General features: G+C 69.2%; 10 protein-coding genes. 8 read left to right on the top strand and 2 right to left on the bottom strand.

Going from position 1 to position 11,317, the window contains the following annotated elements:
- Window positions 1-70 precede the first annotated feature (70 nt).
- Together ACYQ8L_RS09550 and ACYQ8L_RS09555 are read right to left on the bottom strand one after the other, a co-directional pair.
- Window positions 71-1,057: a 2-hydroxyacyl-CoA dehydratase family protein gene (locus ACYQ8L_RS09550; RefSeq protein WP_459941562.1), complete on the bottom strand. Its 987-nt coding sequence runs from the start codon at window positions 1,055-1,057 to the stop codon at window positions 71-73.
- A gap of 6 nt (window positions 1,058-1,063) precedes the next feature.
- Window positions 1,064-1,381: a hypothetical protein gene (locus tag ACYQ8L_RS09555; RefSeq protein ID WP_459941563.1), complete on the bottom strand. Its 318-nt coding sequence runs from the start codon at window positions 1,379-1,381 to the stop codon at window positions 1,064-1,066.
- Window positions 1,382-1,585: 204 nt separating this feature from the next.
- On the opposite strand from ACYQ8L_RS09555, the gene ACYQ8L_RS09560 reads away from it, so the two are divergent.
- The 8 genes from ACYQ8L_RS09560 (at window position 1,586) to ACYQ8L_RS09595 (ending at window position 10,854) form a co-directional block, all read left to right on the top strand.
- Window positions 1,586-2,842, top strand: a complete 1,257-nt coding sequence (locus tag ACYQ8L_RS09560) for a diaminopimelate decarboxylase (RefSeq protein ID WP_459941564.1) — start codon at window positions 1,586-1,588, stop codon at window positions 2,840-2,842.
- A gap of 209 nt (window positions 2,843-3,051) precedes the next feature.
- A complete protein-coding gene (locus tag ACYQ8L_RS09565; protein ID WP_459941565.1) occupies window positions 3,052-3,306 on the top strand; it encodes a hypothetical protein in 255 nt (84 codons plus the stop codon).
- A complete protein-coding gene (locus tag ACYQ8L_RS09570; protein WP_459941566.1) occupies window positions 3,303-4,556 on the top strand; it encodes a peroxiredoxin family protein in 1,254 nt (417 codons plus the stop codon). Before ACYQ8L_RS09565 ends, ACYQ8L_RS09570 begins: the two co-directional genes overlap by 4 nt.
- Before the next feature lie 140 nt (window positions 4,557-4,696).
- Window positions 4,697-5,626: an ATP-dependent sacrificial sulfur transferase LarE gene (gene larE, locus ACYQ8L_RS09575; protein WP_459941567.1), complete on the top strand. Its 930-nt coding sequence runs from the start codon at window positions 4,697-4,699 to the stop codon at window positions 5,624-5,626.
- Entirely contained in the window at window positions 5,623-6,435 is an 813-nt protein-coding gene (gene larB / locus ACYQ8L_RS09580) for a nickel pincer cofactor biosynthesis protein LarB (RefSeq protein WP_459941568.1), read from the top strand. Before larE ends, larB begins: the two co-directional genes overlap by 4 nt.
- 356 nt (window positions 6,436-6,791) lie before the next feature.
- On the top strand, window positions 6,792-9,008 hold the full coding sequence (locus ACYQ8L_RS09585; RefSeq protein WP_459941598.1) for a tetratricopeptide repeat protein: 2,217 nt from the start codon (window positions 6,792-6,794) through the stop codon (window positions 9,006-9,008).
- Window positions 9,009-9,444: 436 nt separating this feature from the next.
- The gene (locus ACYQ8L_RS09590; RefSeq protein WP_459941569.1) at window positions 9,445-9,993 is read left to right on the top strand and encodes a PEP-CTERM sorting domain-containing protein; all 549 of its coding nucleotides are present in this window, start codon (window positions 9,445-9,447) and stop codon (window positions 9,991-9,993) included.
- 489 nt (window positions 9,994-10,482) lie between these two features.
- On the top strand, window positions 10,483-10,854 hold the full coding sequence (locus ACYQ8L_RS09595; RefSeq protein WP_459941570.1) for a YkgJ family cysteine cluster protein: 372 nt from the start codon (window positions 10,483-10,485) through the stop codon (window positions 10,852-10,854).
- Window positions 10,855-11,317: the final 463 nt, after the last annotated feature.

Below are 11,317 nucleotides of genomic sequence, written 5' to 3' on the forward strand. Positions count from 1 at the left end.
GGAGGCTATGAGGCTGGGAGGCTGGGAGGCACGGGTGTGCGTCCGCGCGTCCCAGCGTCCGCACGGTTCCTCACATCCCCAATCCCCCGATCATCTCCACGAAGCTCTCGAGCCGGGTGCGGGTGCGGGCGTCCACCGGGATCGGCCGGTCGCCCTCGAGGGTCAGAACCGGCACCCCGAGCTCCTTACGGAGGATCACGTCCTCCATCTGCCGGAAGCAAAACGACTGGACGTAGTGGACGATGCCCTGGATCCCCCGGCGGGCGATCTCGGCGCGGATGTCTTCGAGACGGCCGAACACGTCGTACGGATAGGTGTAGCGCAGGTAGGCCTCGACGAGATCCGTCCCGGGGTAGGGGAGGGCGAACTGGCGCTGGGTCTCGTTGAACACGACCCCGGCGCCGAAGGAGTCCAGGAGTTCGTAGAGTCCGTCCACGATGGGCGGCACCCCGATGTACCCCAGCCGGACCTCCGGCGGCCGGGGAGGGCGGGCCCGGGCCTCGGCCAGGAACGCCTCCACCCGAGCCGCGTACGCCTCGGGGTCGCCCTCGAAGTCGCTCATGCCCACCAGGAGCCGGTGGTTCTCCTCCCCGGTGACCCGGTGCTCCTCCCAGGTCAACCGATCGAGCTCGATGCCCAGGACCCGCACCCGGTCGAGCCGGCGCTTCTGGGCCTCGGCCTCCTCCCGGCTGGTGCCGAGCCGGCGGCACAGGCGGTCGATCTGCTCCGAGAGGGCCCCCGGGTCCCGGTCGAACGGGAACGCGAAGGGGATGGTCTCGATCCCCTCGTACTTCCAGATCTCCACCAGCGCCTGGGTGTTGGAGCAGTCCCCCGACATCACTCCGATCACGGCATCGACGCCGAGCCGCTTTGCCGCCGCGTACAACCCCTTGATCCAGGAGCAGGTGCTCGTGGGGAATCCGGCCGCCTCGGCCTCGTCGAGGAACCGGCTCCGGTCCGGGTGGGTGATGAAGGCGTTGTTGAGGTCCACGGGCTGGTGGCCGGCGGCGTAGATCGCCTCCACCGGCACCGTGGTCGTGATCCCGATGCGTCCCACGGCGGGCTAGTCCTCGCGGATAAAGAGGTAGTAGATCAGGAACGCTCCCACGGCCACGGCGCCCGCCGCGAACAGGAAGAGCTGCCGGTTGGGGCCGCCCTGGCCGGCGGTGGCGTACCGGCCGAGGAACGCGACCCCCACGCCCCCGGCCAGCACCGCAAACGTCACGCGCCACTTCATAAACAGCGAAACCAGCATGAGCACCCCGATCGCCGCCAGCCCGTACGGGTGGGTCAGGGCCGCGAGGATCTTCTCGTTGGAGACGTGCTCGAGCAGGGTCTGCCAGTCGACGCCGTTCCAGAGTTCCGCCAGGCGGTCGAACACGGGCCACCTCCGGGCGCGGGTTTGGTTCCATGAAACGCGGAAGTCTAGCAAAACCCCCCGCCCGGGTCACGGGGTAGAGGCGCGGCAGCCTTCCGACTCCCCACCGGCGCCTGCGCCCCCGGTTCTGGCCTCTGCCGCGGTGTCTCGGGTATCCTTACCGACTTCGTGACCGCTCTTTTTTTCCGTAGCTGAGGAGTTCGACCCATGCCCATGTCCCCTGACTTCCAGGCGCGGCTTTCCGCCGTGCTGCCCCAGGTGGCCGAGCGGTTCGGCACCCCGTTCCATATCTACGACGAGATCGGCATCCGCCGCACCGGCGAGGCCCTGAAGCGCGCCTTCTCCGGTGTGGCCTCGTTCCGGGAGTACTACGCCGTCAAGGCCCTGCCGAACCCGGCGATCCTCCGGATCATGGCCGACCTGGGGTTCGGGTTCGACTGCAGCTCCATCCCCGAGATCGAGCTGGCCCGGCGGGTGGGGGCCCGGGGGGACGACATCCTGTTCACCTCGAACAACACCACGGTGGAGGAGATGGAGGCCTGCCTGGCCGTGGGGGGCATCCTGAACCTCGACGACATCACCCTGGTGCCCAAGGTGCCCCGGATGCCCGATCTCATCTGCTTCCGGTACAACCCGGGCCCCAAGCGCACGGGGAACGCCATCATCGGCAATCCCGTGGAGGCCAAGTACGGCGTGGCCGACCACCAGATCGTGGAGGCCTACCGCCTGGCGCGGGAGCGCGGGGCCACCCGGTTCGGGCTCCACACCATGATCTGCTCCAACGAGCGCAACGCCGACTACTTCGTCGAAACCGTGCGGATGCTGCTGGATGTGGTAGAACGGGTGCAGGACGCCCTGGGCATCCGGTTCGAGTTCGTGAACATGGGCGGTGGGCTCGGGATCCCGTACCGGCCCGAGGACGAGCCGTTGGATCTCGACCGCATGGGCCGGGAGATCGCGGGGCTTCTGGCGGAGTTCGGAAAAACTCACGGGTACGTGCCCAAGCTCCTCATGGAGAGCGGCCGGTACATGACCGGACCCCACGGGGTGCTCGTGACCCGGTGCATCAACCACAAGCACATCTACCGGGAGTACGTGGGGGTGGACGCCTGCATGTCGGCGCTGATGCGGCCTGCGATCTACGGCGCGTACCACCACATCACCGTGCACGGGAAAGAGGATGCGCCGGCGGACACCGTGGTGGACGTGGTGGGGGCCCTGTGCGAGAACAACGACAAGTTCGCGATCCAGCGCCCCCTGCCGCGGATCGACGAGGGGGACCTCGTGGTCATCCACGACACCGGCGCCCACGGCCACGCCATGGGGTTCAACTACAACGGCCGGCTCCGGCCCCAGGAGCTCCTGCTCCGGGCCGACGGCGCGGTGGAGCGGATCCGCCGGGCCGAAACCCCGGCCGACTACTTCGCCACCCTGGAGTTCGAGCCGGCCGTGTGGAGGGGGTAGGGAACTGGGACGGCTATGGGGGCGGGAGGGGACGGAAAGTCCTTAAGAATTGCGGCCAGAAGGCCGCTCCCCCGGGTTGGGATGCGAGGCGGCGCTAGAACCACGAGGGATTGTAGCGTCCTGGCCTCCCGGCGTCCCAGCGGACGTACGGGAACCACCACGTGCGGATCCTGTGACCCGGCCGCGGGGCCGGGAAAGGAGGCGAAGCCATGAGCCGCAAGGAGTTTTTGTTCGGTGTGGGGCTGGGGGCCGTGGGGGCGCTTCTCCTGGCGAACCTGGTGCGGCCCGAGGCGCCCGTGGCCTACACCCTGCCGGAGCCGGCCGGGCCGGCGGTGTCCATCTCGGCCTCGGGGGATGCGGCCTGGGCCCTGGTGGGGAACCGGGTGTACTACCTGAGCCTCAAGAGCCGAAGCGAGGTCAAGGACCGGATCATCTACCTCATCGACGACGAGGAGCTGAAATGAGCCGGATCGCGGCGGCGCTTGTGGCCCTCCTTCTGGCCTCGGCCGCCCCGGCCCAGGAGGACCTTCCCGCGGCGGTGCGCGTAGGCGACCGGCTGCCGCCGCTTTCCGGGGTGGATCTCGCCGGGAACCCGGTGACCCTCAAGGAAATCACCGGCCCGGGCGCCGTGGTGCTCTCCTTCTGGTCGGTCCACTGCCGCGACTGCGTGCGGGAGCTCGACGACCTCAGGGCCATCCGGCGGGAGTTCCCGGCCGAGGACCTCACCGTGGTGGCCGTGAACACCGATTCGGGACTCCCCCTCGAGCGGATCGCCGGGTTCGTGCGGCGCTACGAGGCCGCCCGGGGCGAGCTCGGGGTGGCCCACCTGGTGGACCGGGACGCCGCCATCCTCCAGGGCCTCGGCATCCGGTTCATCCCGCTCCTCGTGGTGACCGACCCCAGCGGCCGGGTCACGGCCGTGGTGAGCGGGTACCGGGAGGGGGATCGGGAGCGGCTTTCCCGGGCGTTGGAGGAGGGCACCGTGGCCCTCGGGGCCTGGGGCGAGGGGCTCCGGGGGCGGCTCGTGACGCTCCTTCGCTCCCGGGGGCCGGCCGGCGAGGTGGAGTGGGGGAGCTTCCGGGTCGAGGCCGAGTTGCCGCGGTTCGGCCTCCACGACGCCACGGGCTGGATCGCCGACGCCGCCGGCCGCAGGGACCGGGAGGCCGAGACCCGGCGGGTGGAGGCCGTGGTGGCCGATCGGCTCAAGGTGGCCCTGGCCCGCGACGCCCTGGCGAGCGTGGGGGTGCGGCTTCCGTCCCCCGAGGATCCCGGCCGCCCCGGCGAGGGCCTGCGGGTGCCCGAAAGTCCGCTCGCCGGCGACGGCCGGTGGGCCCGGCTCTACGCGGCCCTGGGGTTCGACGGGCTCTACCGGGAGGAAGCCCGCCAGGGGGTGTGGACGGGCGACGTGTACCGGGCGGGGCTCGTGGGCGACGTGGACCTGGGCCGGCTCCGGGCCCGGCTCCGGGAGCTCGGGTTCCCCGAGGCGCCCCGGAGCATCCGGCTCGAGGTGGTGAGCGACTTCGACTTCAAGGCCCGGGCGGTGCTGGAGGAGCTCCGCCGCACCTCCTACCGGCTCCAGCAGGTGCGGGGCGAGGACCTGGTGTACTACGGCACGGCCGACCAGCTCGCCGCCGAGATCCAGGCCCTGGCCCTGGGGCTTCGGCTCTTCGCCGAGCCCCTGGCCGAGGACCGGGTGCGGGTGGAGGTGTTCTAGCGGCTAGGCGGCTGGGCGGCTAGCGCGGCTGGCGCGGCTGGCGCGGCTGGCGACTGGGGACTGGGGACTGGGCGGAACCGTATCGGGTGGCTTTGAGTGATACAAATACGCTTGGAAAACAAATCGTTAGGCGTGATTGGATGCGAAACCACTTGATGGATGATTGGCCGGGCGCCTCGGGGTCCCAGGGCCCCGGTACGCCAGCAGGGGGGGCCGGGGGCCGCCTTGCCGCCGCGCCGCCTCGCCGCCTGGCCGACAAGGAGGCGCGCCTCAGGGACCTCCTGCGCGAGATGGGCGGGGTGGTGATCGGGTTTTCGGGGGGTGTGGACTCGAGCTACCTCTTCGCCGCGGCCGTCGAGGTGCTGGGCGAGCGGGCCCTGGGGGTCACGGCCGTTTCCGAGACCTACCTGGAGCGGGAGCGCCGCGAGGCCGAGGCCCTGGCCCGCCGCCTCGGGGGCCGGCACCGGTTCATCGTGAGCGAGGAGCTCGACCTGCCGGCCTTTGTCCGAAACCCCCCCGACCGGTGCTACCACTGCAAGCGGGAGCTCTTCGGAAAGCTCCTCGAGGTGGCGGCCGAGGAGGGGCTTCCCTGGGTGGCCGACGGCACCAACGCCGACGACCGCTCCGACCACCGGCCGGGCCGGCGGGCCGCCCGGGAGCTCGGAGTGCGAAGCCCCCTGGACGAGGCCGGGCTCACCAAGGCCGACATCCGCTCGCTGTCCCGGGCCCGGGGCCTCCCCACCTGGGACAAGCCGGCCATGGCCTGTCTCTCCTCCCGGTTCCCCTACGGCACCCCCATCACCCGCGAGGCCGTGGCCCGGGTCGGCCGGGCCGAGGAGGGGCTGCGGGCCCTGGGGCTCCGGGTGCTCCGGGTGCGCCACCACGGCGACGTGGCCCGCCTCGAGGTGGGGCCCGACGAGTTCGCCCGGGTCGCCGGGGAGCTCCGGGAGGCGGTCGTCCGGCTCGTCAAGGCGGCCGGGTACGCCTACGTAGCCCTGGACCTCCAGGGCTACCGGACCGGGGCCATGAACGAGGTGCTGCGGCCGGAGGAGCGGGAGGTGGAACCGTGACCCGGGAGGCCCTGCGCCGGCTCCTCGAGGCCCTGCGGGCCGGCGAGACCTCGGTGGACGAGGCGCTCGATCGGCTTTCGGCGCTTCCCTTCGAGGACCTGGGGTTCGCCAAGGTGGACCACCACCGGGCCCTCCGAAAGGGCCTGCCCGAGGTGATCTACGGCGCCGGAAAAACCCCCGACCAGGTGGCCGGGATCTTCGAGCGGCTGGCCGAGCGGTCGGCCACCGTGCTCTGCACCCGGGCCTCGAAAGCCGCGGCCGAGGCCGTGCGCCAGCGGTTCCCCGAGGCCCGGTACGACCGGCTGGCCCGCATGATCCTGCTGGAACGGGAGAAGCCCCGGCCCGTGGGCCTCGTGGCCGTGGCCGCCGCCGGCACCTCGGACCTCCCGGTGGCCGAGGAGGCCGCGCTCACCCTGGAGGCCTTCGGGAGCCGGGTCGAGCGGCTCTACGACGTGGGCGTGGCCGGGCTCCACCGGCTCCTGGCCCACGGCGAGGTGCTCCGGAAGGCCCGGTGTGTGGTGGCCGTGGCCGGCATGGAGGGCGCCCTGCCCTCCGTCATCGGCGGGCTCGTGGCCGTGCCCGTGATCGCCGTGCCCACGAGCGTGGGCTACGGGGCGAGCTTCGGCGGCATCGCCGCGCTTCTGGCCATGCTCAACTCCTGCGCGTCGGGGGTGACCGTGGTCAACATCGACAACGGCTTCGGCGCCGGCTACCAGGCCCACCTGATCAACCGCCTTGCCGAAGGGGAGGCGGGGGGAGAGGGGCCAAGGGGGGCCCCGAAGGGAAGCTGCTGCCACAGGAGTGGGTAATCCATTTCCCATTCCGGCCCGGCTCCGGGGGAGGGAAAATGTTTTCCCCGCCCGACCGCCTGGCCTCATGGCCGCGCGATCGGGCCCCCACGGCCGAATATCCGCACGTCCGGGCGCCCCCGGCACCCCAGTTGCATGAACCCCGACCGCCACCGGGGGGCGCCGTGCCGGATGCCACGGCACCGCACCGGCGCCCCTGGTGAGCCCAATCTTGCCCGAATTCCCCCCGCGCCACGGGGGCCCCTCGATATCGATCGGAACCCATGATTCGAACAACCTCCGTCCTCGCGGCCCTCCTCCTCGTTCTGACGCTCGGCCTCGGGGCCTGCGGCAAGGGCCCGGCCGAGAAGGCCGCCATGCACCGGCAGCGGGCCGACGCCTACCTGTCCGAGGGCAAGGTGCGCGAGGCCAGCATCGAGTACCAGGCCGCCCTCCAGGAACTCCCCAACGACCCTGACAGCCTCTACGGCCTCGCCCGGTGTTTGGATGTGCTGGGACGCCCGGGCGAGTACCGAAAGACGCTGGCACGGGTTCTCGATGCGAATGCGGGTCACATTGGGGCAAACCTGGATCTAGCGGAACTCTTGCTTTCGGCCGGAAACTACGAGGAGGCCCTCGAACGGGCGGAAACGGCTTTGAAAGCCGCTCCCCTAAGCGCCAGAGGACTCCGATTCAAGGCCGAGGCACTGAGCGGGTCGGGGCGGGTGGAGGACGCCGTTCGGGCGTGGCTTGCCGCGACCGACTCCCCCGAGGCGGACGAAGATACCTTCCGGGCCGCGGCGGCCTACCTGGCGTGGCGGGAAGGAGCGGCCGCAGGGTTGGAGGTGTGCCGGGAGGGGCTGCGCCGATATCCCGACTCCCCGAAGCTTCTCGAGACGTTGGTATCGCTTCTCGTCGAAAGCGGGAAAACGGAGGAGGCGAAAGAACTGCTTGACGCCGAACGCTCCAAGTCACCCGAAGCGGTCTGGGTGGACCGCGTGTGGGCCCAACTCCTGGAGCGGTCGGGCAAGCCGGCGGATGCGGCGTCGTATCTCGAACAAAGGCGTTCAGCGAGAGCTCCGAGCAGCGAGGCGTGGAGGGAGCTCACCGTCGCGTTGGCGCGCGTGCTCCTGCGGACCGGCGAGTTGGACCGAGCAGGTTCGGTATTGAACGACGCGCTGAAGGTGAAACCGGGCGACCCGAGGCTAAGCGCAATCCTTGCCGATGTTCTCATCACCACCGGTCGGCCCGACGAGGCGCGGAAGTATCTGGAGGCGGCGGCAAAGCTAGAGGCCGGAGGCCGTACGGCCCTTTTGCTCGAAGCCAAGATGCACCTGGTTTCCGGGCGCCACCGGTGGGCGGCGGACGCCCTGCAAAAACTGATAGCACGGGGCGACATGACCGTCGAGACCCACTACCTTTTCGCGAAGGCCCTGGCCGGCCAGCGCCGTTGGGCCGCCGCGAGAGCCGAGTTCGAGCGGGTGCTCCAAAGGGTCCCGAGCCACCCGTTTGCCCGGTTCGATTATGCCGAGTTGCTCCTGGATGCAGGAGCCCCGGAAGCGGCCGACAAGGTTCTGGGGGTGCTTCCGGAAAGGCTGCTCACCCTGCCGCGGGTCCGGTTCCTGCGGACGGAGATCTTCCTTGCCGCGGGGGAACTTGAGGCCGCGGCGCGCGAACTGAGGGAACTGGACCAGGCGTTGCCCCAGAACGACCGGGTGGCGAAACTGCAGGGGGACTTGGAGCGTGCAAAGGGTCGAGCGCGCAGAGCGCTCGAGTGGTACCGGGAGGCCCGAAGCCGAAACCCGGAGGGCTGGGAGCCTCTCCTCGCCCAGCTTGCGGTGATGAAGGAACTGGGCTCGCCGCTGCGAGAACGTATCAGGGAGGTAGAGGACTACCTGCGGCTCCAGGGAGAGGTCCCCATCGTTTTGAACTATCTCGCCACCCTGTACTACGAAGAGGGGAAACTCGAAGAGGCGGCCTCGAAGATCGACCGAAGCCTTTTCCTGGAGCCCAACTACTGGTCTACCCGGTACATGAAGGCGAAGATCATTGCCGCGCAGGGAGATCTTGCGAAAGCTTCGGTCGAGTTTCGGGAAGCGATCAACCTGAATCCGTATCAACCCCACGCGTATAACGATCTGGCGGCCCTTTTGCTCCGGCAGGGCCGGGTGGAAGAGGCGGAAGCGGTGTACCGGGAGTTTTTGGACCGGGTGCCGGGAGAGCCCTACACGGCCAACAACCTGGCGAACCTCTATCTAACCCTTGGACGCACCGAGGAAGCGCTGGCCTTGGCCAGACTCGCGGTGGCCGGAGCCCCGGGAGATCCTCGGGTGGCCGATACCCTGGGCTGGGCGTTGGAAACCGCGGGACTGCACGAGGAGGCAGAGCCGGTCTTGCGGTTCGCGGCGGCCAAAGCCCCAGAGGATCCCGAGGTGCTTCTCCATAGGGCGCAGAATCTGGTGTCCCTGGGCCGCCGGGACGAGGCGCGCTCCGTCTTGAACCGGCTGAAGCCCCTGCCGGGTGCCGAGGCTCTGGAGGCAAAGGTTGAGGCCTTGCGGGAGAGAATGGAGGGGAACGGGGGCGGAGGGGGGTGAAAAGGTTTTCCACTTTTGGGTAACGGACCGCGGACCGTGTCCGGGCCTGGAAGAAGCCCGCGGTTGGCGGGGGCAGTCAGAACATGTTGAAAATACACACGATTCTGTTCGTCTTCGTGTGGTGTGGTCATGACGGGGTATTGGCACAGAAAGTGCATATTAAACGCGCCGAGATAACTTCAACGGGTGATCGCAGGGCACGCTGCTCACGAATGTGGCCCTCTAGGGAGAGAGGTTAGACATGAGAACACCATTACGTTTCGCCTGGACCGTGGCACTGGTGGGCGCCGTGTTCGCTGGTTTCTCGAGTGCCCACGCCGGCGTCGTGACCTTTGAGATGGACACCGTCTTTTCGGGCAAACCTTCGCCAGGGGGAACGCCCCCGTGGTTGACGGCCACAGTGGAAGACATCGCAGCCAACCAGGTGCGCATCACCATGAGCGCCCACGATTTGGTGGGGGATGAAGATGCCACGCGGTGGTACTTCAACCTTGACGAAGGGCTCCAGTTGGACCCCAGCAACTTCTCCTTTGCGAGAGCGGCCTCGGATCCGGGTACCGTCGGGAATGTGGACATCGGAGTGGGCACGAATACGACTAAAGCAGACGGCTCCGGAGGTTTTTACGATCTCACGTTTGATCTTCCCCCTCCGGGGAATCGGCTGTCGGCCGGGGAGCTTCTCGTGTACGACATCACGTACTCGGGGGCGGGTACGTTTGGGGCGGATTCGTTCAAGTTCCTGAGCAGTGACGGTTTTGGTGGAACCACCCAGTATTACTCCGCTGTCAAGATTCAAAGTTTGGCGGGGGGCGAGAGCACCTGGGTCGGTGCCACGGATGTTGGCGGGGGGGGTGGCGGCGGGCCGGGGGGGGTGGTTCCCGAGCCCGGCACCATGGTGCTCCTGGGCACCGGGCTTCTCGGGATCGCCGGGGTGACCCGGCGGCGGGGGAAGAAGGGGAAGAACGAGGAGGAACCCGCGTCCTGATCGAGACGGGGGCGAGCGGGGGAACGATCGAAGCGAGGGGCGCTTTCCGCCTTGGGAAGCGCCCCTCGCTTCGTTTGGCTTCGGCACGGCATCTCCCCTGGACCCCTGGGGGGCCTTAGACGCAGCATGGTGACGCCCGTGTCAGGCCGCGCCCCCCTGTCCTACGAGTCTTCCAAGGCGCGATCCGGGCCGGGGGTCCGCGTATCGGAGACCAGCTTCCGGAAGGCGGGATTCGGGAGGGGCCGAAGGGCTGTAGGTCGCGCGGGGCGCCGAGCGGCCAAACGATTCACGATTTACGACTTCACAATTCACCGCAGTTGAGCCGCCTCGCCGCCGAGCCGCCACGACGTCCGGCGGGGAGGCGCATGGCAGTTTGGATTTGCGCCTCGGCGGTCAGGTTCACGGAGGAACGCGTAGCATGACGGAAACCCCGAAGGCCCTCAACCGGCCGCCGGAGGCCCCCTCTCCAGCCCCCGAGCCGACCTCGCCGTGATCCGAATCCTTTGGGAGCGAATCCGACCGAGCCGCCGAGGGCTCCAGCCCGAGGCGGGGTGCCTGCGCTGCGGCATCTGCTGCGACCTCTACGGCCATCGGTTGCGGGCCACCGACGGGGACCTCGAACGCTGGAACCGGGAGGGGCGGGCCGATCTGCTGGCCCGGATGGGGCCGGACCAGGAGATCTGGTACGACCCGGCCACGGGGGAACGCCTGGACGACTGCCCGTTTCTGGTGCGCACCGGCCCCGAGGAGGCCCGCTGCCGCATCCATGACACCAAGCCCGAGGTCTGCCGGCGCTACCCCACCCGGGCCCACCGGGGCCGGTGCGTGCGAGGGCGGGTGGTGTCGGAGGGGGACGGGTAAGACGGCGGCCGCGGCGCGGCGGAGCAAAAAATCGCCGGAGCACGGGAAAGGAGGGAAACCGTGCCCCGGCCAAGAGGGGTTCGCGTCGGGTTGGGTCAACCTCGATCCGACGCTTTGTCTTTCTTTTCGTCCGCGTGAGGCATCGACTTTAGGCGGTTGCGAAATTTTTTTCGGCCGGCGGCCGGACCGGCGTTTGCATAAATCCCCACTTGGGGCGGGGTTCGCCCACGGCGCCACCGGAGGGCGGGCCGGGGGCCCGCTGCGGCTTCCCCGAGGGGAATCAACGGGTTTCGCGCGCTTGACCCCCGCCGCGGGGCGGTACTACAGTGCGCCGACCGCCCGGTTGGAGCGGTTTCGAAAAGCGAGGCAAAATCGCCACATGAATGCCGCGTCGCTTCCCAACCTTGGGAAAATTCTTTCTCCGGCCCAGTGGGAGCGGTTCGCCCGGTCCTTTGCCGAGGCC

This window comes from Deferrisoma palaeochoriense, from assembly GCF_054656955.1.